15 protein-coding genes are annotated in these 23,127 nt (G+C 69.3%); 6 read left to right on the top strand and 9 right to left on the bottom strand.

The features are described from left to right. Positions 1 to 114: 114 nt before the first annotated feature. The gene (locus DK389_RS04950; RefSeq protein WP_109887800.1) at positions 115 to 2,835 is read left to right on the top strand and encodes an ABC transporter transmembrane domain-containing protein; all 2,721 of its coding nucleotides are present in this window, start codon (positions 115 to 117) and stop codon (positions 2,833 to 2,835) included. Here DK389_RS04950 and DK389_RS04945 read toward each other — a convergent pair. Next, positions 2,798 to 4,165: an adenylate/guanylate cyclase domain-containing protein gene (locus DK389_RS04945; protein WP_162560498.1), complete on the bottom strand. Its 1,368-nt coding sequence runs from the start codon at positions 4,163 to 4,165 to the stop codon at positions 2,798 to 2,800. The two genes, DK389_RS04950 and DK389_RS04945, sit on opposite strands and share 38 nt — an antisense overlap. A gap of 378 nt (positions 4,166 to 4,543) precedes the next feature. Between DK389_RS04945 and DK389_RS04940 the strand changes: the two genes are divergently transcribed. Then, complete coding sequence (locus DK389_RS04940; protein ID WP_236960614.1) at positions 4,544 to 6,823, top strand: TonB-dependent siderophore receptor; 2,280 nt, start codon at positions 4,544 to 4,546, stop codon at positions 6,821 to 6,823. Positions 6,824 to 7,048: 225 nt separating this feature from the next. Here the strand turns inward: DK389_RS04940 and DK389_RS04935 are convergent, their stop codons facing one another. Continuing rightward, positions 7,049 to 10,783 (bottom strand): vitamin B12-dependent ribonucleotide reductase, encoded by a 3,735-nt coding sequence (locus DK389_RS04935; RefSeq protein ID WP_109887797.1) that lies wholly within the window; start codon positions 10,781 to 10,783, stop codon positions 7,049 to 7,051. A gap of 576 nt (positions 10,784 to 11,359) precedes the next feature. Here DK389_RS04935 and DK389_RS04930 point away from each other — a divergent pair. Together DK389_RS04930 and DK389_RS04925 are read left to right on the top strand one after the other, a co-directional pair. After that, positions 11,360 to 11,776 (top strand): NADH:ubiquinone oxidoreductase subunit NDUFA12, encoded by a 417-nt coding sequence (locus DK389_RS04930; RefSeq protein WP_109887795.1) that lies wholly within the window; start codon positions 11,360 to 11,362, stop codon positions 11,774 to 11,776. Positions 11,777 to 11,865: 89 nt separating this feature from the next. Then, on the top strand, positions 11,866 to 12,516 hold the full coding sequence (locus DK389_RS04925) for a DUF2155 domain-containing protein (protein ID WP_109887793.1): 651 nt from the start codon (positions 11,866 to 11,868) through the stop codon (positions 12,514 to 12,516). Between the two features lie 16 nt (positions 12,517 to 12,532). Here the strand turns inward: DK389_RS04925 and DK389_RS04920 are convergent, their stop codons facing one another. From DK389_RS04920 to DK389_RS04885, 7 genes are all read right to left on the bottom strand, one after another. After that, positions 12,533 to 13,645, bottom strand: a complete 1,113-nt coding sequence (locus DK389_RS04920; protein ID WP_109887791.1) for a PAS domain-containing protein — start codon at positions 13,643 to 13,645, stop codon at positions 12,533 to 12,535. Positions 13,646 to 13,900: 255 nt separating this feature from the next. After that, positions 13,901 to 14,584 carry a leucyl/phenylalanyl-tRNA--protein transferase gene (gene aat, locus DK389_RS04915; RefSeq protein WP_109887790.1) on the bottom strand — a complete coding sequence of 228 codons (684 nt, stop codon included), beginning with the start codon at positions 14,582 to 14,584 and terminating at the stop codon, positions 13,901 to 13,903. A gap of 791 nt (positions 14,585 to 15,375) precedes the next feature. Continuing rightward, complete coding sequence (locus DK389_RS04905) at positions 15,376 to 17,181, bottom strand: peroxidase family protein (RefSeq protein ID WP_109887788.1); 1,806 nt, start codon at positions 17,179 to 17,181, stop codon at positions 15,376 to 15,378. 957 nt (positions 17,182 to 18,138) lie between these two features. Beyond that, positions 18,139 to 19,491, bottom strand: a complete 1,353-nt coding sequence (gene accC, locus DK389_RS04900; protein WP_109887786.1) for an acetyl-CoA carboxylase biotin carboxylase subunit — start codon at positions 19,489 to 19,491, stop codon at positions 18,139 to 18,141. Positions 19,492 to 19,501: 10 nt separating this feature from the next. Beyond that, positions 19,502 to 19,990, bottom strand: a complete 489-nt coding sequence (gene accB, locus DK389_RS04895; RefSeq protein WP_109887784.1) for an acetyl-CoA carboxylase biotin carboxyl carrier protein — start codon at positions 19,988 to 19,990, stop codon at positions 19,502 to 19,504. A 5-nt stretch (positions 19,991 to 19,995) separates the two neighbouring features. Further along, positions 19,996 to 20,460 (bottom strand): type II 3-dehydroquinate dehydratase, encoded by a 465-nt coding sequence (aroQ, locus tag DK389_RS04890; protein WP_109887782.1) that lies wholly within the window; start codon positions 20,458 to 20,460, stop codon positions 19,996 to 19,998. 120 nt (positions 20,461 to 20,580) lie between these two features. Beyond that, positions 20,581 to 21,360: a DsbA family protein gene (locus DK389_RS04885; RefSeq protein ID WP_109887781.1), complete on the bottom strand. Its 780-nt coding sequence runs from the start codon at positions 21,358 to 21,360 to the stop codon at positions 20,581 to 20,583. 161 nt (positions 21,361 to 21,521) lie between these two features. Between DK389_RS04885 and DK389_RS04880 the strand changes: the two genes are divergently transcribed. Beyond that, positions 21,522 to 21,845: a c-type cytochrome gene (locus DK389_RS04880; RefSeq protein ID WP_109887779.1), complete on the top strand. Its 324-nt coding sequence runs from the start codon at positions 21,522 to 21,524 to the stop codon at positions 21,843 to 21,845. Further along, positions 21,842 to 23,095: an NAD(P)/FAD-dependent oxidoreductase gene (locus DK389_RS04875; RefSeq protein ID WP_109887777.1), complete on the top strand. Its 1,254-nt coding sequence runs from the start codon at positions 21,842 to 21,844 to the stop codon at positions 23,093 to 23,095. Before DK389_RS04880 ends, DK389_RS04875 begins: the two co-directional genes overlap by 4 nt. Positions 23,096 to 23,127: the final 32 nt, after the last annotated feature.

Below are 23,127 nucleotides of genomic sequence, written 5' to 3'. Positions count from 1 at the left end.
ATCGGCCGGGAACGACCGATGCCTGGCCTCTCGCAAGAGGCGGCCAAGCATGACAACTTCTAGATGTCCCATGTTGTCAAGTCCGGCCGAGCGGAGGGGCGAGCCCCGAAACCGATGCGTGAACTGCAGCCGACCCTCTTTCGGTACATCTGGGCGCATTCGAAGCGGGATCAGCTCGCCATATGCGCCGTCGTCTTCGCCTCCCTGCCGTTCTACTTCGCCTCCCTGGACCTGCCCCGGCGAATCGTGAACGACGCGATCACCGGCAAGGCGTTCGGAGAGGGGCGCCGGACGGCCTCCTTCCTCGATCTCACGATCCACTGGCCGGAATGGCTCGGCGGCGGCTCGCGGACGCTGTTCGGAGGCTTCCAGCTCGAGCGGATGGACCTGCTGATCGGCCTGTCCGGGCTCTTCCTCGCGCTGGTCCTGATCAACGGCGCCTTCAAGTTTTGGATCAACCTCTCGAAGGGCGTGCTCGGCGAGCGCATGCTGCGCCGGCTCCGGTTCCAGCTGTTCTCGCTGATGCTCCGCTTCACGCCGGAGGCGCAGCGCGAGGTGAAGGCCTCGGAGACGGCGACGATCATCCGCGACGAGGTCGAGCCGATCGGCTCCTTCATCGGCGACGCCATTATCAGCCCGGTCTTCCTGGGCACGCAGGCGGCGACCGCCCTGACCTTCATCCTGATGCAGAACGCGTGGCTCGGCCTCGTCGCGGCCTCGATCGTCGCCGTGCAGTTCATCGTCATCCCGCGCCTGCGGCGGACGATCCTGCGCCTCAGCCGCGAGCGGCAACTCCGGTCGCGGGAACTCGCCGGCCATGTCGGCGAGGTGCTCGAAGGGCTCGACGCCGTGACGGTCAACGATGCGGGCCGGTGGGAGCGGGCGGAATTCGGTGGCCGGCTGCACGGGCTCTACAGCCTCAGGCTGCGGATCTACCAGCGCAAATTCGCGATCAAGTATCTCAACAACCTGCTGGCGCAGGTGACGCCGTTCCTGTTCTACGCGATCGGCGGCATGTTCGCCCTGCATGGCCAGCTCGACATCGGCCAGCTCGTCGCCGTCCTCGCGGCCTATCGGGACCTGCCGCCGCCGCTGAAGGAACTCATCGACTGGGATCAGCAGCGCCTCGACGTCGAGGTGAAATACGAGACCGTGGCGGCGCATTTCGCCCCCCACCGCCTGCGCCGGCCGGAGGCGGAGGATGCGGACGAGGCGGATGCGCCGATCCCCGCGGCCGACACGCTGCAATGGGAGGACGTGAGCCTGAAGAGCCCCCACGACGGCGAGGTCGTCGAGGTCGCCGACGCGACGATCGCGCTGCCGGCGCGTGTCGGCCTCGTCGTGGAGGACGGCGCGATCGCCCACGTGCTGGCGCGCGCCCTCATCGGGCTCGACGCGCCCCTGAGCGGGTCGATCCGGCTCGGGGGCCACGAGCTCTCGGGGCTCGCCCAATCCGTCCGCAGCCGGCTGATCGCCTATGCGGGACGCAGCCCGAACCTGTTCCCCGGCTCGATCCGCGACAACGTCGTCTACGGGCTGCACCGCGTCCCGACCGGGACCGCCATCGCCGACGAGGCGAAGCGCGCCGAGGCCCTGCGGACCGGGAACCCGGTGGAGACGATCGAGCAGAACTGGATCGACTACGCCCGGCTCGGGCTCTCCGACGCGGACGGGCTCGACCGGCGGATCCTGACGCTCCTCGGCGGGCTCGGGATGCGGCGGGACCTGTACCGGTTCGGTCTCTCGGCACCCTGCCTGGGGGCGCCCGATCCCACGATCGGCGCGCGCCTGATCGCCGCCCGCCGGCACCTGCAGGCGCTCCTCGACCGGGCGAAGCGCGGCGGCCTCGTCGTGCCCTTCGCCGCAGACCGCTACAACGACGAGGCCACAGTCGCGGAGAACCTGCTGTTCGGCGTGCTGAGGGATCCCGGGCTGATGAACCGCCTCGCGGCCGAGCCGGCTTTCCTCGCGGCCATCGACCGGGCCGGCCTTCGGGATGCGCTCGTCGAGACCGGCGTGGCGATCGCCCGAAACCTCGTCGAGATCTTCCGGGACCTGCCCCAGGGGCACACCCTGTTCCGGCGCTTCTCGCTGATCACGCCTGAAGCCTTGCCGGACTATGTCCGCCAGCTCGCGCGGATCGACAAGGACGGCGGGCTCGAACCGGAGGACCGCCCGGCCTTCCTCGCCCTGACCCTGAGCTACGTCGAGACACGCCAGCGCTTCGGCCTCCTCGATGCGGCGCTCGAAGTCCGGATCGTCAAGGCGCGGGGCCTCGTCCAGAGCGCGCTCGGCGGCGTGGACGGCACCGGGATCGAGCCCTACGATCCGGACCGGATCAACCCGCGCATCTCGATCCTCGAGAACCTGCTGTTCGGCCGGATCAACACGCGGCGCATGCACGCGGAGGCCGACATGCGCGAGCACGTGCTGGCGGCGGTCCGGCGCTTCGACCTGGAGGAGTGGATCGAGCGCCGCGGCCTCGATTTCGACGTCGGCAACCGCGGCCAGCTCCTGACGGAGGACCAGCGCGCCAGGATCGAGCTTGCGCGCGCCGCGGTCACCCTGCCCGCGATCCTCGTCGTCGAGGATGCGGGCGCCCTCGACCGGACGCTCGTCGGCTTCCTCGCCGCGCCGGACTGGTCCGCGGGGCGCACGTCTCTGGTGCTGTTCACCGCGTCCGCCGCGCTCGCGGCCGATCTCGACGTCCGGATCACGGTGGGGCCCGGAGGGGCGGCGAGCAGTCCGGAGGCGCCCGCCGCGCCTGCGCGCACGGATTCGGGCCGGGATCTCGAACTCAGCCCTCGCCGGCGGCCGCGGGGGCGTAGATCGTGATCAGCTCCTTGCGCCCGGCAAACGGCTCCCGGCCGATCTCCCGCCAGGCGTCGCGCTCCGCCGTGCCCTCGACGGCCGCCCCGGAGGCCAGGATCATCGCGCCGTAGCGCTTGGTCGCCTGTTCCAGCCGCGAGGCGACGTTGACGGCGTCGCCCAGCACCGTGAACTCCATCCGCTCCTCGTCGCCGACGATGCCGCAGAAAACCTCGCCGACATGGATGCCGATGCCGATGCGCACGGGATGGGGCATCTCCTGCGTCGCGTTCCAGGCCTCGACGATGCCGACGAGGTCGTGCGCGAAGGCGAGGGCGCGGCCCGCATCGTCGCTGCCCTCGTCCGGCACGCCGAACAGGATCAGCGCCCCGTCGCCGATGAACTTGTCGACGATGCCGTGGTGGCGGCGCACGCAGCCGAGGATGCGGGTGCGGAAGGCGGTGAAGAACTGCGACAGGCGCTCCGGGTCCATGCCCTCGGCCATCCCGGTCGAGTCCCGGATGTCGACGAACACGATGACCGCCCGTTGCCGGCGCCCTCGGCGCAGGCCGACGTCGCCGGCCGCGACACGGGGCGCGATCTCGGCCGGCAGGAAGCGCGCGAGGCTCGCGCGCCCGACGGCGTCCTTGACGGCCGAGGACAGGAGGCGGCGCGAGCGCACGATGCCGAAGGCGGTCGCGGCCCCCGCCAGGAGGAGCAGCGTGAACCGCATCACGTTGACCGGCATGGAGAACAATCCGGGCCAGGCGGGCCCGTCCGGCGCGGCCGGATCGAGGATCAGGCGGTGGTCGAGCGCCGCCGCGATCGCGACGATGCCGAGCGCGAGCAGCGCGATCGCGCAGAGCTGCACGGCGACGTCGTAGCGCAAAGCACCGACCGCCAGGACGAGGGGCGCCGCCCAGATGATCGGCGCCGAGGGCAGCGCGTTGCCGGGCAGCCCACGCTCGGCGAGCGCGAGGTAGGCGATGACGAGCACGAGCCCGACATCGAGCACCATGAACAGGTAGGAATAGGCGTGGCGCCAGCGCGGCGGCACCGCGAGCCCGATGCTGACGACGCCGACCGCCAGGAAGCCGAGCGCGGCGATCCAGGCATTGCGCATGAACAGATCGAGGGACGCGCCCGTCCATCGCAGCATCACCTGATCGGCGACGATCACCGTCACGAAGACGCAGATCCCGATCGCCACGCGGACCCACCCGATCAGCCGCTCCGCCGCGACCTCGTGACGGCGCATCAGCGCGGCGACGAGGTCGCCCTCCAGCGGGCGCGGGGCGATGCCGATCAGCGGCGCGATCGCCTCGGCTGCGGCGTCGGGGCGCAGACCTGGCCGCATGACGGCCTCCGGGTTCCCCGCCTCGGCGAGACGGGAGAGGGCCGGATAAGAGCATGGCCGGGCACGCGGGGCCATAGGGCGCCCCCGGACAGCGATCCGCCGCGCCCTGCAGGCGCCGAACCGGCCACTGATTGGAGGGCCTGACGCGGTCGCGGGCCCCGAATTTTGCCGGACCGTCCCGTATTCCCGCGCTTTCGGATCCCTCGCGCGCCTCGAATGCGGGTCGCGGTCAAGCATTCATCCGATTGTAATGATTACAATTTGTGATTTATGCGCCACGACAAGGACAAACCGGAGTCGGAGAGCTGGGTATTTCTTGACTGACCGGTCGATCCATCGACAGTCGCAGGTCTGTGTTCGAGGAAGTCGGGCGTCGGCATGCGTATCGGTCGGTTGAGTTTCGGTGAGCGGTGCTGCGGGCGCGCTCCGCGAACGTCCCGGCCATTCGGGTCGGAGCGGGGAGGGCAGCCCCACCGCGCGCGCCTGCTCTCCTCGGTCGCGGCAATCGGCCTGCGCGGCGCATTCTGCACCCTCGCCGCCGGGGTCACGTGGAACACGGCCGAGGCGCAGCAGGCCGGGGCCGCCGTGACCCTCGAGACCCTGAGCGTCGCCGGTGCGGGAGCCGGCGGCGGGCCGCCCGGCGAGAGCGCCTACGGGCCCGTCCAGGGCTTCGTGGCGACCCGCTCGGCCACCGCCACCAAGACCGACACGCCGCTCATCGAGACGCCGGAATCGATCGCGATCGTGACCGCGGACCAGATCGCCACGCAGCAGGCGCTCTCGCTCGGCGAGACGCTGAACTACGTTGCGGGCGTGTCGGGCACGGTCAACACCGCGAGCGACACCCGCTGCGGCGGATTCCAGATCCGCGGCTTCGACGTGACGAGCAACTCCGTCTACCGCGACGGCCTGCGGCTGCCCGGCACCTCCCAGGCCGACTTCAACTGCCTCGATCCCTACGGGGCGGAGCGGATCGAGATCCTGAAGGGGCCGGCCTCCGTCCTCTACGGGCAGAACGGCCCCGGCGGCGTCATCAACTACGTCAGCAAGCGGCCGCTCTTCACCTCCTTCGGCGAGGTCTCGCTCCTCGGAGGCAGCTTCGACCGGGTGCAGGGCGAGTTCGATTTCGGCGGACCGGTCGACCCGCAGGGCCAGTGGGCCTACCGCCTGACCGGCGTCGTGCGCCAGGCCGGCAACCAGATCGACTTCGTCAACGACGACCGCGTCTTCATCGCGCCGGCCGTGACGTGGCGGCCCGACGCGGACACGACGCTCACGGTGCTCGCCAATTACCAGAGGGACCGGGCGGGCTGGGGCCTGCAGTTCCTGCCGGCGCTCGGCACGGTGACCGACAATCTCGGCCGCTTCATCCCGCGCAACCGCTTCGTCGGCATCCCCGGCCTCGACCGCTACGACACCGATCAGGCCTCGATCGGCTACCTGTTCGAGCACCGGTTCTCCGACGACCTGATCGTGCGCCAGAACGCCCGCTTCAGCTACCTCCGCAACGATCAGATCCTGGCCTACGGTTCCGGCTACATCGACCCGGTCGTCGGCGACCTCGCCCGGATCGGAGGCGCCGGCCGCTCCGTCCTGCACACCTTCGCGATCGACAACCAGGCTCAGGTCCGGTTCGCGACGGGCCCCTTCGGCCACACGATGCTCTTCGGGCTCGACTACCGGAGCACGGGCTACACCGACAGCCTGAGCAGCTTCGGCGTCGACCCGATCAACGTGTTCCGGCCGGTCTATACCGGCCCTACGAGCCCCGTCACCCGCTTCCAGGACCTGAAGGTCGGGCAGGACCAGGTCGGCCTCTACCTGCAGGATCAGATCAAGTTCGACCGCTTCACCCTGGTGCTCGGCGGCCGCAGCGACTGGGCCGACACCACCGTCGCCGACCGCTTCAACGCGACCCGCACCGACAAGGCGGTGCAGGCGTTCACCGGCAAGGCCGGCCTGATCTACAATTTCGACAACGGCGTCGCGCCCTACGTCAGCTACTCCGAATCCTTCCTGCCGGTCCTCAACGTCGACCTGAACGGCCGCCTGTTCGAGCCCGAATCCGGCCGCCAGTACGAGGTCGGCGTGAAGTACCAGCCGCCGGGCTTCCGGGGCTACTTCACGGCCGCTGCCTTCGACCTGACCCGCCAGAACGTGATCCGCTTCGACGCGGTCAACGCAACCTTCGCGGCGCGCCAGACCGGCGAGATCAATTCCCGCGGCGTCGAACTCGAGAGCGTCGTCAGCCTGACGGACGGCCTCAACGTCCGGGCCGCCTACGCCTACATCGACGCGGAGATCACGAAGGACCCGGACGGCGGCAATGCCGGCCGGGTGCCGGTCACGGTGCCCCGGCACCGGATCTCGGTCTGGGGCGACTACACGCTGCAGACGGGCGACTTGCGGGGCTTCCAGTTCGGCGGCGGCATCCGCTTCGTGGGCTCGACCTTCGGGGACGATGCCAACACCTTCAAGGTCCCCTCCGCCACCGTGCTCGACAGCGTGATCAGCTACACGCGCGGCAATTATCGCCTCTCGATCAACGCGACGAACCTCCTCGACAAGCACTACGTCGCCTCGTGCTTCACCGCCGATTTCGGCTGCTTCTACGCGGAAGGCCGTCGGGTCATCGCGAAGCTGACCTACCGCTGGTAGGCGACGGGGCGCATCGGCCCTCGCAGATCGAGGCCGCCCCGGGGGCGTGGCGGGCTGCCCGAACCGGGTTCACGGCCGATCCTGAAAACGCTCCCACGCAGAAGGGGCGCCGGTGGCACGGCGCCCCTTCTGCTATCGGCTGTGAGCGGAACCCCGGCTCAGGTCGGACGGCCATCTTGCGATGGCCGGCTCGACGCTGTCCTTCGCGAGCCCGAGGCCGCGGGCTCAGCTGCAGCCCGTGGTCGAGCCGCAGGTGTCGCACTTCAGGCAGGTCCCGTTGCGCACGAGGGTGAAGTTCGCGCATTCGGGGCAGGCTTCCCCGACATAGCCCTTCATCTTCGCCTCGGCGCGACGGTCGGCGACGCTGCGCTCCGCCTTCTCCGGCTTCGCGAAGGGGAGGGCGTCGACGAGCGCCTCGGCCTTGCCGGCTTCCTGCGGCTCGGCCTTCAGTGCCGTGGCGCCGCGCATGGCGTGGACCACGCCGCCCGCCGGGGCCGTCTGGCCGGACTGGCCGCCGCCCACGCCGAGGCTCGCGCCCGCCGGGCCGCCCTGGATCAGGGTGAGCCGGTCGGCCGAACCGCGCAGCAGGCCGCGCGAGACCACCTGCGCCACCGCCGCGGGCTTCTCGTCGGGCCGGTCCTGGCCGACACCGCCGCCGAGCACGGTGCTGCCGATCTCGGACGGGTCGACATGGGCGAGGTCCATCCGGGCGAGGTAGGAGATCGCGAGCTCGCGGAACACGTAGTCGAGAATCGAGGTCGCGTTCTTGATCGCGTCGTTGCCCTGCACGAAGCCCGCCGGCTCGAAGCGGGTGAAGGTGAAGGCCTCGACGTACTCCTCCAGCGGCACGCCGTACTGGAGGCCGAGCGAGATCGCGATGGCGAAGTTGTTCATCAGGCTCCGGAAGGCGGCGCCCTCCTTGTGCATGTCGATGAAGATCTCGCCGAGGCGGCCGTCGTCGTACTCGCCGGTGCGCAGATACACTTTGTGCCCGCCGACGACCGCCTTCTGGGTGTAGCCCTTGCGGCGGTGGGGCAGCTTCTCGCGCGACCGGATGCGCTCGACGCGCTCGATCACCCGCTCCACGATCTTCTCGGCGATCTGCGTCGCCTTGGCAGCGGCCGGCGCCTGGATGATCGCCTCAAGCACGTCCTCGGCCTCGTCGTCCTCGTCGGCGATGAGCGCGGCGTTCAGCGGCTGCGAGAGCTTCGAGCCGTCGCGGTAGAGGGCGTTGGCCTTCAGTGCGAGGGTCCAGGAGAGCTTGTAGGCCTCCTTGCAATCCTCGACCGTGGCGTCGTTCGGCATGTTGATGGTCTTGGAGATCGCCCCCGAGATGAAGGGCTGCGCCGCCGCCATCATGCGGATGTGGCTCTCGACCGAGAGGTAGCGCTTGCCGATGCGGCCGCAGGGGTTCGCGCAGTCGAACACGGCGTAGTGCTCGCGGCGGAGGTGCGGCGCGCCCTCCAGCGTCATCGCTCCGCAGACATGGGTGTTGGCGGCCTCGATGTCCTTCCGCGAGTAGCCGAGGAAGGGCAGCAGCTCGAAGGTCGGGTCGGCGAGCTTCTCGGCCGGAACCTTGAGGACGTCCTTCAGGAAGTCGTCGCCCAGATTCCAGCGGTTGAACACGAACTTGATGTCGAAGGCCGACTTCAGCCCCGCCTCGACGGCCGCGATCTTCTCGTCCGTGAAGCCCTTGGCGCGCAAGCTGCCCGGGTTGACCGCCGGGGCCTGGCCCATCGAGCCGTGGCCCACCGCGTAGGCCTCGATCTCGGCGATCTCGGATTCCCGGTAGCCGAGCGCCCGCAAAGCGTCCGGCACGGCGCGGTTGATGATCTTGAAGTAGCCGCCGCCCGCGAGCTTCTTGAACTTCACGAGCGCGAAGTCGGGCTCGATGCCGGTCGTGTCGCAATCCATCACGAGGCCGATCGTGCCGGTCGGCGCGATCACGGTCGCCTGCGCGTTGCGGTAGCCGTGATCCTCGCCGAGTTCGAGCGCCCGGTCCCAGACCGCCTTGGCGCGCTCGGCGATGTCGGCCTGCGGCACGTTGGCGTGGTCGAGGGGCACGGGGTCGATGCTGAGGAACTCGTAGCCCTCGGCCTCGCCGTGCGCGGCGCGGCGATGGTTGCGGATCACCCGCAGCATCGCGTCGGCGTTCTCGGCGTATTCCGGGAAGGTACCGAGCTCGGCCGCCATCTCGGCGGAGGTGGCGTAGGCGGTGCCCGTCATGATGGCGCTGAGCGCGCCGGCGAGCGCACGCCCCTCCGCCGAATCGTAGGGCAGGCCCATCGTCATCAGCAGGCCGCCGATATTGGCGTAGCCGAGGCCGAGCGTCCGGTAGCGGTAGGACAGCGCGGCGATCTCCTTCGACGGGAACTGCGCCATCATCACCGAGATCTCGAGCACCACCGTCCAGAGCCGGTTCAGGTGCTCGAAGGCGGCGACGTCGAAGTGCTTCGCCTCCCGGTCGTACATCGTCAGCAGGTTCGCCGAGGCGAGATTGCAGGCGGTGTCGTCGAGGAACATGTACTCGGAGCACGGGTTCGAGGCCCGGATCCGCCCGCCCGCCGGGCAGGTGTGCCAGTCGTTCATCGTGGTGTTGAAATGCAGGCCCGGGTCGGCCGAGGCCCAGGCCGCCTCGCCGATCCGCTCCCAGAGGTCGCGGGCCTTGAGGGTCTTCGTCACCTTGCCGGTGGTCCGGGCGGTGAGGTTCCAGTCGCCGTCGGATTCCACGGCGCGCAGGAAGTCGTCGGTCAGCGAGACCGAATTGTTGGAGTTCTGGCCCGCGACCGTGAGGTAGGCCTCCGAATCCCAGTCGGTGTCGTAGATCGGGAATTCGATCTTGGTGAAGCCCTGCTTGGCGAACTGCATCACGCGCTTGATGTAGGCGTCCGGCACCATCGCCTTGCGGGCGGCCTTCACCTCGCGCTTGAGGGCCGGGTTGCGCTCGGGATCGAAGCAGGCGTCACCTTCCGCCTCGCACTGGGTGCAGGCCTTCATGACGGCCTGAAGGTGCTTCGAGACGACCTTGGAGCCGGTGACGAGGGCGGCGACCTTCTGCTCCTCCTTCACCTTCCAGTCGATGTACTGCTCGATGTCCGGGTGGTCGATGTCGACGATCACCATCTTGGCGGCGCGCCGCGTGGTGCCGCCGGACTTGATGGCGCCGGCCGCCCGGTCGCCGATGCGCAGGAAGCTCATCAGGCCCGACGACTTGCCGCCACCCCCGAGCTTCTCGTTCTCGCCGCGCAGCATCGAGAAGTTCGAGCCGGTGCCGGAGCCGTACTTGAACAGGCGGGCCTCGCGGACCCACAGGTCCATGATGCCGCCCTCGTTAACGAGGTCGTCCTGCACCGACTGGATGAAGCAGGCATGCGGCTGCGGATGCTCGTAAGCGCTCGTCGAACGCGTCAGCTCGCCCGTCTTCCAGTCGCAGTAATAGTGGCCCTGGCCCGGCCCATCGATGCCGTAAGCCCAGTGCAGGCCGGTGTTGAACCATTGCGGGGAGTTCGGCGCCACCATCTGGCGGGCCAGCATGAAGCGCAACTCGTCGAGGAAGGCGGAGGCATCCTCCTCGGAGGAGAAGTAGCCGCCCTTCCAGCCCCAGTAGGTCCAGCAGCCGGCGAGGCGGTCGAAGACCTGCGTCGCCGAGATCTCGGAGCCGGTGCGCTCGTCCTCGGGCAATTCGGCAAGCGCCGCCTCGTCAGGAACCGAGCGCCACAGGAAGCTCGGGACGTCGTTCTCCTCGACCTTCCTGAGGCGGGTCGGCACGCCGGCCTTGCGGAAATACTTCTGGGCCAGCACGTCGGCGGCGACCTGGCTCCAGCTCTCGGGCACGCTGATGCCCTCCAGCCGGAACACGACCGATCCGTCGGGATTGCGGATCTCGCTCAGGGCCTTCCGGAAGGGGATCGCCGCGTAGGGAGACTGACCCGACGTGGTGTAGCGCCGCTCGAACCGCATGAAACACACCTCTCCCGACGAGACACGAGGTCTCGGCCCGCGACGCCGCGCGGGACGTATGCCCGATCATTGGGTGCCGACTCCGGCCGCATCGACGATGCGCTCCAGGCCGCTGAACATGACGATGACGCTTCCGAGAGGGCGCGAACCACGCGGCGGCCGCTCCCGAACCGTGACCCGAACATTAACGCCCGGCCCGTCGTCACGTCAACAACTGGTGTTTGGCGGCTATGTTCCGCGCTAGATGTTGTGGTGACGAACCAAAAGTTGTGGATATCCGGAGCGCGCCGCTAAGTCCGCTTTTTACCTTCGGGATTCGCGGCGGAAAATTTTTGCGTCCACAGAGTCGGGGCCGGCGGCGGGTCGGCCCGGCCTCTCGGGACCGGGCCGGGGGCTGTGCCGAAAGAGGAAAGTGGGGAGAGCGTGCCCCAAAAGCGACACCCCTTCGGGCGAGCCCGCGGCCGAGTCCACCCGCGATGCGGCCGCTTGCGGGCTGGACTTGCGCCGACCCTCTCAGCATAACGCTCGCGGACAGGCGCGGCCGGCCGCGAGCGGCCGCGGGACGAGAGGATTTGGATGGCTCTCAAGGACACGCTGCTGCGCATCTTCACGTGGTGGAACGGGCAGACCATGTCGCTCGCCTTCTACACGGCGCGCAGCGGCCAGTTCGTCGGCAGCGACGATCTGGGCAACAAGTACTACCGGGCGCAGGGGCCTCTCATCGACGCGTCCGTCGGCTCCGAGCGCCGCTGGGTCGTCTACAACGGCTACGCGGATGCCTCGCGCGTGCCGCCGGGCTGGCGCGCCTGGCTCTGCCACAACGGCGACGTCCCCCCGAGCGAGGACGGCTACCGGCCGCGCGAGTGGCAGAAGCCCTACGAGGAGAACCTGACCGGCACGGCCGCCGCATACCGGCCCAAGGGCTCGCAGCTCTCCTGGGGCGCCCGTCCGGCGGCGACCGGCGACTACGTGCCCTGGAGCCCGGGCGACTGAGCCGGATCGCCCTTTTTCCACCACCGTTCGGGTATTGATGGCCGGACGCGCCCGCCGCCGGCGCGCCGTCCATTCGAGAGGGGCGAGCCTTGAGCCGCAACACCGCACGTCTCGCGCGCGCCGCGCTCACCCTCGTCGCCCTCGGCGCCTGCGCCCTGCCGGCCTCCGCCGACAAGATCAAGAACCCGACCGCGGTGTTCTCCGGCCTCGACAAGATCACCGGCCGCATCGTGTCCTTCGAGGTGGCGGTGGACGAGACGGTGCAGTTCGGTGCCCTGCAGCTCACCCCGCGGGTCTGCTACACGCGCCCCCCCACCGAGAGCGCCAAGACCACCGGCTTCCTCGAGGTCGACGAGGTCACCCTCGACAACAAGTACCGGCGCATCTTCACGGGCTGGATGTTCGCGGCGAGCCCCGGCCTCCACGCGATCGAGCACCCTATCTACGATGTCTGGCTCGTCGATTGTAAGGGCGGCACCGACCTCATCGCCGAGGCGAAGGAGCAGGAGGACGTGCCCGCGCTCGCCTCCAAGCCCGAGAAGAAGACCCGCAACCGCGACAAGGACCCGACCCGCACCGCCCAGCAGGTCAATTCCGCCGGCCAGGTCGACGTGGAGGCGCCGCGCGGCGTGCCGGTTCAGCCGCGCCAGAAGCCTTCCCGCAAGTTCTTCCCGTCGAACGAGGGCCCGGCCCCCGCGCCCCAGCAGCCGCAATCGCTGTTCGACGCCCTGTTCCGCTGAGCGTAGCGCGCCCCATTCAGGTCCGGTGGACGCAGATCGTCGAAGCGTCGAGCACGCGAAAGCGGATGCCAGCGCGCCGGAGGGTTGCGACGGCGACGTGAAGCGAGTTCGCGCGGGTACTCGGCAGATCCTCCTCCAGGCGCCGGATGGTGGTGAAGGATAGGCCGCTCGCCTGGGCGAAGGTCATCATCGACCAGTCGAGGAGCGCGCGCGCCGCCCGCAGGTGCCGGCCGGTCAGCGCCTGTTCCAATCCCTTCAGAGCGTTTCCTGACAGGCCCTCGGCGACGTCATGGGCGGGATACGCGATGCTGCTCCAATCGACGATAAGGCCGTCGGCATTCCTGACGGGAACGGAGAGGGTGCGCAGGCGCAACCTGCCGCCCTCGGCCAGGGGCACCAGCGGCGTCGAGCTGTGCACCAATCCGGCGGTCTGGAAACCGATGCTGCGCTCGCGCCAGTGCTCGCGCTCCTCGGGGACGACCGCGATGAAGGGGTCTTCCGAGGTCTCGGCGAAGGTCAGGCCGGTCAGAGCGAACATCTCGGCCGGATAGCGGAACTCGAAATCCGGCGAATTCGAGTAGGCGATGAACTTGGTCTCTTCGAAGATAGCCCGGCGCTGCCGCCGCTCCGTCGCTTGGATGCGCGCGGCGACATCCTCGTCGGTGACGTCGAGCGCGACCCCGGCGGCCGCTCGCGGCCGACCATCGGGATGGACGTAGACCTCGTTGGCGAGGGACAGGCTGCGGATCTCCCGGTTCGGCCGGATGATCCGGACGCGGCAGCTCTCGGCGGACCCGCGCCGCAGGATCTCCGGCGCACTCTGCACGCGCACCCTGTCGTCGGGGTGGACGAGGCCGCGGAACTGCTCGTAGCCCGGAGCGACGCTGCCCGGCTCGAGTCCGAGCAGGTGGAAGAAGCCATCCGACCACGCGTGGGCATTCGTCGCGAAATCCCAGGCCCAGGTGCCGACGAGGCCGAAACTCTCGATCAGCTCCAGATAGCGACGGGATGAGAAGGCGATCGACTCGGCCGTCATGGCGCTGGGCTTCGCATCGCGGCGGGCCACGCCGGTGCGACAGGCTTCCGCCCCGCTACCAATCTCCGGATTCGTCCGTGCCGGACGCTGCATCGCGCGCTCTCGCCGCCTCCATGCGTCCGGCCGAGGTACAGCCGAGCCGCGCACGGCGCGTTCACATGATTCGGATCAGGAGAGTACTGATCGGCACGACTGATGAAAACAGAATGAGCACCCGTATCCGGAGCTGGCGGGCGGATCAATTGAATTTTCTCAAATATTAAACTTTTAGATGTATGTTCTGTTCAAATGAAGCGGGCGGCGATCGCGGCCTTTTGCCTTTCGGCCGTTGCGTCGGGGGCCGCTGCCTCACACGCCCGTCTCGTGACCGATCGCGATCAGCGCCTCGGCGCCGCTGATGCGGCCGTCCTTCGGCCAGACAGCCCAATCCGCACGGCTGGCGAGCGCCTCCCCGAGGAGGCGCTTGTAGACGTGGCGCGGCAATTCGTGCGCGCCGAACTGGGCGAGGTGGTCAGTGACGAATTGCGTGTCGGCGAGGCGGTAGCCGCCGCGGCGCAGGCGCGCCATCAGGTGGACGAGGGCGACCTTCGAGGCGTCGCGTACCTCGTGGAACATGCTCTCCCCGAAGAAGGCGGCGCCGAGGGAGACGCCGTAGAGCCCGCCCACGAGGCGGCGCGGCGTGCCGGCATAGACCTCGATCGTGTGGGCGTAGCCCTGATCGAACAGGGCACCGTAGAGCTCGCGGATGCGCCGGTTGATCCAGGTCCGCTCGCTGTCCCGCCGCGGCGCGGCGCAGCCGGTGATGACGCCGTCGAAATCGCTGTCGCTGCGGACCTCGAACACGTCGGAGCGGACGGTGCGGGCGAGGCGTCGCGAGACCCGGAAGCCGTCGAGGGGCAGCACCCCGCGTGCCCGCGGCTCGACCCAGTACAGGGTCGGGTCGCTCGCATCCTCCGCCATGGGAAAGATGCCCGCGGCGTAAGCCTTGAGCAGGATCTCGGGAGTGATCTCCACACGGGCGCCGTCGTGCATGGGATGAGTCTGGCGCGGCGGCGCCCCGAAGACCAGAGGCTTGTCGTGACGAAAACGGCGGAGCGCGTGCCCCGCCGCATTTTCCTCGAACCGTGCGGCTCAGAACAGGGGCCGCCGGCGGTCGCGCCGAGATTCGGAACGCGCCGGTTCGTCTGCTCGGCATTCCCGCCCTTGGCGGAATCCTCGAAGATCGCCTGCCGGTTCGGCGCGAGGTTGACCGGGTTGCCGACGAGCCGCCCCTCGTAGGCGTGGGGCGCGAACTCGCCCTGCGGACCGGAAGGCCCGACGAGAACCTGAGCGGAGGCGGCGCCAGCGGTCAAGGTGGCAGCGAGGAGGGCGAGGCTGAGGGTGCGCATGGCTGTCGTCTCGACGGTTCGGGTGATCGCGTCCGGGCTCGGGCGGCTGAGGATGCCGCCTGCCCCGCATGGGAGAGGAAGCCTGCTGCAGCGCACGCGTTCCGCCGAGCCCTGAGCCGACGAAAGGTCGCAGAGATGGGGGATGCGCCGCCGCGATCCGACCCCATGGCGCGCTCGGTTCACGACGAGAATCCCCTTCGATTGCAATCAGAAGGAGAGTTTCCTCGTCAATTTCCGATTTCTGGTTCGTTGAACTCCGTCCCGGACGGGAGCCGGTGCGTGTGGCGCCGCACAAGACGGCGCCCGTGCGGCGCCGGCTCGCGCGGGGTGGGGCGATCTCCGCCCCGCGCGTCAGCCGTCATGCGATGGTGAAATCGTCCATTGAGATCTCTCTCGCCGATACCCCGTAGAGGTCGATCCGGGTGGTTCCGTAGATCACGACCGCGTGCCCGTCATCCTGGAGGATCGTCGGTCCGCCGCCGGCCGAGCCGCCGCCGCGATGCGCATCCGAGCCCCGCGCGCGCAAGCCGCGGCCGAATCCGCATCGACCTCCTCGAACACGAGGTGGTCGCGTCCGGGCCGGAAATCGGTCACCATCGCGTCCGTGTCGCCCGAGAACACGAACTGATCGCTGCCGCCGCGCCCGGTCAGGAGCTGATGGCCGGTGCCGGCGATCAGGATGTCGCCCTTCGGACCTCCGACGAGTCGCGCCGTGCCCGGCGTGCCGATGATGAGCTGGGCTGCGTCCGGATCGTCCGACGCGACGTCGCTGCCGTGGCGGTCGTAGAAGGTGAACGCGTCGCCCTGGAGGTGCTGCGTGTCGGTGTTGCGCAGGATGATGTCCGACAGGCTCGTGTCGCGGATGCCGTCGAGGGTCGCCCTGTCGAAGCGATCGTTCTCGTACCAGAGTCGGTCGCCGTCGCGCAGGCGCTCGAACTGCGAGCCCACGATGGTCGAGAACGTCTCGCCGATGAAGGATCCGGGCGCCTGCTTCTCGGCAAGGCCACCCGTCCAGAGATCGACGGCGTCGACGGTGCCGAACGCCTCCTTCAGGGCCGCGACGGTCGCCGCATCGTCGGTGATGTCGGAGAAGCTCTCGTGCGGGGCGAGGCCGAGGGATTCGCGGGTCTCGTTCAGCGTGCCGAGCCCTAGGTCGCGCCCACGCTGGATGTTGATGCTCGCCAGATCCTGGCCGACCGGCGGGTCGAACAGGAAGTTGCGTAGGTCGGTGACGATGCGCGCGTCCATCGTCTGCGAAGCGTCGTCCGCGAGATGGCGCAGGAAGCCGTCGGCGCCGGACGCGTCCGCGAAATCCGCCGGCGTCATTCCGAACGTGTCGCGCAATTCGAGCCCCGGCCCGACGAGCGCGCCATTCTCGTTGATCCGCTCCGTCTCGGCCGACACGATGGAGTGCCCGAACCGGTAAGCCGCGCCCGCGAACTCGACGCTGATGCGGGGATCGGTCGAGGCATCGTAGCCTCCGTAGGGGCGGATCGCGTCGCCGCCGAGGAGGTGCGGCAGAAACTCATCGTAGGTGATGTGCTGGATCTCGGCCGTCACGATCGCGCGGGCCTGCTGGTAGAGGATTTCGCCGTCGAGTTCGGGGTGGATCTGGTGCAGCCGATCGACCTGGAAATTGTGCTCGCGGACGAAGAGGGTCTGGAGCGCGGTCAGCGACGGATTCTCGGTGGCGCGGACATCGCCCGCCACGAAGGTCCCGTCGACGATCGGCAGGTTGTCGCCCGCCGAGGTCGCAAGATGCCCGTCGGCGGTCCGCAGGCTCGCGGCATTCTTCGAATCCGATCCGTAGATCATCGAGGCGTCGAGCCAGCCGGTGATCGCGTTCACGGCGATCGCGGGCGTGCCCGTTCCGGCCCCCGTCACCGGATCGATGACGGCGCGCGTCATCGGCAGGAGGCTCCCGGCCGGGAAATAGGCGTCCCCGGGCGGAATGAGAACGTTGATCGGCGTGACGTGATCGGTCGGGCTCAGGTCGAGATCGTGATCGATGAACTGGCCCCACGCGTAGAGCATGCCCGACAGCCCCTGCGGATTCGGGATCGTGGGGTCGCCCTCGCCGACGACGAGGTTGCTGATCGTGCGGGGGTTCGGCCCCGAGACGAGGGTCGAGATACCATCCGCGAAATGGGCCTCGCCGAGCCGGGCAAAGTTCGACCCTGCCGCGTTGAGGTCGGGGTCGCGAAGATTGTTGCCGCTGCCGTCGATCGCGTAATATTCCATTGCGTTGGTCCTCCCTGATCTTCGTTCTCCGGGCCCTCGGCGCTGGCGTGCGCAGCCTGTCGCGCGCCGCAGGCGGATGCGGCGTGCGAAGCCCGGTGACTGGCTTCATGGGGACGCGGGAGAGACGCTCAGCGCGCAGGTGACGCCGTCGCGCGACGCGGCTGTGGTGCCGGTCCGGGCACGAACGAAGGCCAGGCCACGCCTTCGCCCGAGACGACCCGTCTCGTTCGCGGAAGGTATTCTCGAGCGGCCGTCCGACCAGGGCGCACCGCTTGCCGAATGATCCGGAAAACCGGCCCCGTCGCGGCGGCCGGCCTTATGGTCAAGGCGACCATACGGAATGAGTCGAAGCGGGTTCAACCCTCAAATGTTAATATTTTTCCGTTTATGGCCAAGCCAAATACTAGATCTGTATTTTGAAAAACGGAAATCGATTGTTTTCAAAGCTTAGTGCTTGACTGATTTTGCGTCGGGACTCGATCTCCCTCAAGCCTCGCCCTAACCTTCGAACGGGGCGTTCTTCGCGCAGGCATCGACTGTCGTCCGCGTGGTACATCCGGGTTCCGCCGCGCCGATCTCCCGCAAACAGCTGTACTGCCCGGCGATGTGGAGCATTCGGCGCGACGCCGGACGGATCGGGACATCTCCGATGGTCGAGCCGGCGCGTTGGAGCGCTCGCTGCGCAGACGCGGCAAGGCCGGACGTAGCGCAGATGTCGTTCCACGGGATCAACCCACTTCCGCTTAGGCGCAGAATCTCAGGGGTCACCGACGTGGACTTCGGGATGACGGCCGGACGGGAAAGAATTCGCCCGCTCGTCTCGGAGCGAGGCCCGCAATGCTGGACTGGGCGCGCGGTCGATTGCGACGCGGTGAAATGTCGGAAGCCCCGCCCCCCTCTCCGGAAGCGAGGAAACGGCGTGGCGCCGACGGCCGAAGACCGCCGGCGCCGATCCGTTCAGGCGTCGAGACCGCCCTGCGCCAGAAAACCCTCCAGCCAGTGGATGTCGTAGAGGCCGTTCTGCACGTCCGCGTTGCGAACGAGCGTGCGGAACAGCGGCAGGGTGGTGTCGACGCCGTCGACCACGAATTCGTCGAGCGCCCGGCGCAGGCGCATCAGGCACTCGTTGCGGGTGCGCCCGTGTACGATCAGCTTGCCGATCAGCGAATCGTAGTTCGGCGGGATCCGGTAGCCCTGGAAGGCCGCCGAATCGACGCGAACGCCGAGGCCGCCCGGCGGGTGGTAGTAGGTGATGAGGCCAGGCGAGGGGCGGAAGGTGGCCGGGTGCTCGGCGTTGATCCGGCACTCGATGGCGTGCCCCTCGACGCGGATGTCCTCCTGCGCCACCGAGAGCGCGTTGCCCGCCGCGACGCGGATCTGCTCGTTCACGAGGTCGATGCCGGTGATCATCTCGGTCACCGGGTGCTCCACTTGGATGCGGGTGTTCATCTCGATGAAGTAGAAGCGCCCGTCCTCGTAGAGGAACTCGATCGTGCCGGCACCCAGATAGGCGAGCTCCTCCATCGCCTTGGCGCAGATGGCGCCGATCTCCGAGCGCATCTCCGCATTGAGGGCGGGCGAGCCGCCTTCCTCCCAGACCTTCTGGTGGCGGCGCTGGAGCGAGCAGTCGCGCTCGGCGAGATGCACCGCGCCGCCGCGGCCGTCGCCGAGCACCTGCACCTCGATGTGGCGCGGCTTCTCCAGGTACTTTTCCAGGTAGACCGCGTCGTCGCCGAAGGCGGCCTTGGCCTCGGAGCGCGCCATGCCGATGGCCTGCTCCAGATCCGCCTCGGTGCGCGCGACCTTCATTCCGCGGCCTCCGCCGCCGGAGGCCGCCTTCACGAGCACGGGATAGCCGATCTCGGCCGCGACCCGCTTGGCCTCGTCCGCGTCCTCGACGCCCCCCTCCGAGCCCGGCACGCAGGGGATGCCGAGGCGCTTGGCCGTGCGCTTCGCCTCGATCTTGTCGCCCATCACGCGGATATGGTCGGCCTTCGGGCCGATGAAGCCGATGTTGTGGTGGGCGAGCACGTCGGCGAAGCGGGCATTCTCCGAGAGGAAGCCGTAGCCCGGATGCACCGCATCCGCCCCGGTGATCTCGCAGGCGGCGATGATCGAGGGAATGTTGAGATAGCTCTCACGGGCCGAGGGCGGGCCGATGCAGACGCTCTCGTCGGCGAGCCGGACGTGCATGGCGTCGGCGTCGGCGGTCGAGTGCACCGCCACGGTCGCGATCCCGAGTTCCTTGGCGGCCCGCAGGATGCGCAGCGCGATCTCGCCGCGATTCGCGATCAGGATCTTGTCGAACATGGCGCGCCGCCTACTCGATCACCAGCAGGGGCTCGCCGAACTCGACCGGCTGCCCGTCCTCGATGAAGACGGCGGTGACGGTTCCGCCCCTGGGCGCGACGATCTCGTTGAAGGTCTTCATGGCCTCGACGAGGAGGAGCTTGTCGCCGGAGGCCACCTGCGAGCCGACCTCGACGAAGACCTTCGCGTCCGGCGAGGGGCGCCGATAGGCTGTGCCGACCATCGGCGAGAGCACGGCGCCGGGGTGGTTCGCCCCGGCCTTGCCCTTCTCGGTCACGGCTCCCGGACTGCCCTGCGCGGCGGCCGGCGCGCTCACGGTGGCCATCGGCGCAGGCGCGGCGACCGGCGCCGCGACCTGCACGCTGACCGGCTCCAGGCGCCGAACCACGCGGATGCGGAGATCCGCCTTCTCGACCTCGATCTCGGTGAGACCGGTTTCGGTGACGAGGTTGGCGAGCTCGCGCACGAGCTCAGGATCGATGGAATCGTGCTTGGGCATCGGCTCTAGTCTTCGGAAGCGGGAGTCGGGATGCGGGCCGCCATCAGGGCGGCCAGCGCGTCGAGGCCGAGGCGGTAGCTCATCGGGCCGAAGCCGCAGATCACCCCCGCGCAGACGGGGGCGATCAGCGACGCGTGCCGGAAGCTTTCCCGCGCGTGGACGTTGGAGAGGTGGATCTCGACGGCGAGCGCGCCGCTGCCGCTGATCGCGTCGCGCAGGGCGACCGAGGTATGGGTGTAGGCGGCGGCGTTGATCAGGACGCCCGCGCCCGCGAGGCCCGCCTCCTGCACGAAGGCGACCAGTTCGCCCTCGTGGTTCGTCTGCCGGACGGTGAGGGCGACGCGCAGCGTGTCGGCCTGGGCGCGCAGGTCCCGCTCGATGTCCGACAGGGTCGCGGTGCCGTAGATGCCCGGCTCGCGGCGCCCGAGCAGGTTGAGGTTCGGCCCGTTGAGGACGTGGATCGAGATCATGGGACCACGCGGTCAGGCGAGCCCGGCCGGCGGGCGGGCGCGAGGTGGGCCGCTCTTAGACGATCGGCCGGACCTGCGACAAGGGCCGGCCGCTCGCGCACGTTGCATGGCCGCGCGCGATCAGCAGCTGGCGTGGCCGCATTGCCGGACATCGGTGATCGTCTTGCGGATGGGATCGACGCCGACCGCGCCCGGGATGATCTCGTCGCCGACGATGAAGGCGGGGGTCCCCGAGAGGCCGAGCTTGTCGCCGAGGCCGCGATTCTCGGTGAGCGCCGCCTTCACCTCCGGGCCGAGGGCGTCCTTCTGCAACTTGGCCGTGTCGAGCCCCATCTCCTTGGCAACCTGCAGAGCCTTGGCGCCGTTCACGCGCCCCTTGGACTCGAGCAGCTTCTGGTGGAATTCGAACAGCTTTTCGCCCTTGATCTGCTGCTTGGCCGCCACTGCCATCTGGCTCGCCTCGAGCGATTCGGCGCCGAGGACGGGGAAGTCCTTGATCACGACGCGCAGCTTCGGATCACCCTTGATCAGCGCCTGCACGTCGCCGAGCGCCTTGCGGCAATAGCCGCAATTGTAGTCGAAGAACTCGACCAGCGTGACGTCGCCGTTCGGGTTGCCGGCGACGACGTCGTGGGGGCCGTTCAGGAGCGCCTCGCGCGACTCCTTCAGGGCCGCGGACTGCGCGAGGCGCTGCGTCTCCAGCTGCCGCTTCTCGCCCTCGGCGATCGCCTCCTGCAGCACGTCCGGGTTCTTGACGAGGTAATCCCTGATGATCGCCTCGATGGCGCCGCGCTGCGCGTCCGTGAAGGGCGCGGGCTCGGGGCTCGTCTGCGCGGCGGCGGGCAGCGCGACGAGGGCGAGCGTCAGGGCCAGGGCGGAGATCGAGGAGAGGCGGAGCATGAAACCTCGCGGGACGGCGCGGTCCGGCCGGTGCCGGTGAGCGCAGGGTCGGTAGCGAGCGGGTTAGGCGTTTTCACGGCGCCCGGTCAAATCGACCGGGCCCGGCTTGCCGCGCGCGGCAGCCCAGCCTACCGAGTAGTCGGTCGGCGCGGGAGCGAGGTTTGACGGGATCGGCATCTCCGCACCGGGCGCGCGTCACGCTCCTCGCCGCCGGTCTGCTCGCGGCGTCGCCGGCCGTCGCCGAGACTCGCGCACCGCCGGGGGCGACGGCCTGCCTCGGCTGCCACGATGCCTGCCCGGACGACCCGACGGCGCCCCCGTGCCTCCGGCGCCTGAGCGCCGATGTGATCGCGGAGGCGCTCGAAGCCTTCCGCGCGAACCGAAAGGCCGGCACGGTGATGCCCCTCATCGCGAAGGGTTTTTCCCGTGAGGAGATCGGGGCACTCGCGTCCTATCTCGGGCGGTCGGAGGGCTCGCCCCGGTGAGGCGCCCGGCGACCCGCCGCGCATTCCTCGGAGGCTTGTCGGTGCTCGCGGCGACGCCGGCTCTCGGCGGCCCCCGCCCGAAGGTCGTCGTCATCGGCGGCGGCTTCGGCGGCGGCACCGCGGCGCGGGCGCTGCACCGGCTCGGCCTCGACGTCACCCTCGTCGAGCCCTCGCGCACCTACTGCGCCTGCCCGGGCAGCAACGCCGCCCTCGTCGGCCTGCGGCCCCTGGCGGGGCAGGTCTTCGATTACGTGGGGTTCGCGCGCGTGGGCATCGGGGTGGTGCACGAGTGGGCGGTCGGGATCGATGCCTCCGCCCGCAGGGTCCGGCTCTCCGGCGGCACCGACCTCGCCTACGATCGGCTTATCGTCTCGCCGGGCGTCGAGATGCGCCTCGACGCGATCCCCGGCTACGATTGCGCCGCGAGCGCGGCGATGCCGCACGCCTGGAAGGCGGGCCCGCAGACGGCCGACCTCGCGCGCCGCCTCGCCGCGATGGAGGATGGCGGCCTCGTCGTCATCACGGTGCCGGACAATCTCTATCGCTGCCCGCCCGGGCCCTACGAGCGCGCCTGCCTGATCGCGGATTACCTCAAGGCGAGGAAGCCGCGCTCGAAGATTCTGATCCTCGATGCCAAGGACGTGTTCTCGAAGCAGCCGCTCTTCGAGGAGGCGTGGGCGGCGCGCTACCCGCAGCATCTCGAATACGTGCCGAAGAGCCGCGGCGGCACGCTCGTGGAGGTCGACGCCGCCGGCCTGACCCTGCGCGCCGGGGGCGGCGCATTCCGGGCGGCCGTGGCCTCGGTGATCCCGCCGCAGCGCGCGCCGGAGATCTGCCGTGCTGCCGGGCTCACCGACGCGACCGGCTGGTGCCCGGTCGATCCACTGACCTTCGAGTCCCGCCGCGTGCCGGGCGTCCACGTCATCGGCGACGCGGCCATCGCTGGCGCGATGCCGAAATCCGCCTTCTCGGCGAACGCGCAGGCCAAGGTCTGCGCGCAGGCGGTCGCCGACCTTCTGCAGGACCGCGCGCCGGACATCCCGAAATTGATCAACGTCTGCTACAGCCTCGTGGCGCCGGAGCGCGCGGTCTCGATCGCGGGCGTCTACGGCATCGAGTGGGCCGCCCTCGTCGCGATTCCCGAATCCGCCGGCATCAGCCCGGTCGGGGCATCCGAGGATCTGCGCATCCGGGAGGCAGCGCTCGGCGACGCGTGGTTCCGCACGATCACGGCGGAGGTGTTCGGCTGATCCCGCCGCCGCGTGTTGAGGCGCGGACCCGC

The organism is Methylobacterium durans (genome assembly GCF_003173715.1).
Taxonomy (GTDB): domain Bacteria; phylum Pseudomonadota; class Alphaproteobacteria; order Rhizobiales; family Beijerinckiaceae; genus Methylobacterium; species Methylobacterium durans.
The sequence above is the reverse complement of the archived record's forward strand: the minus strand, read 5'-3'. Positions and strand labels throughout refer to the sequence as shown.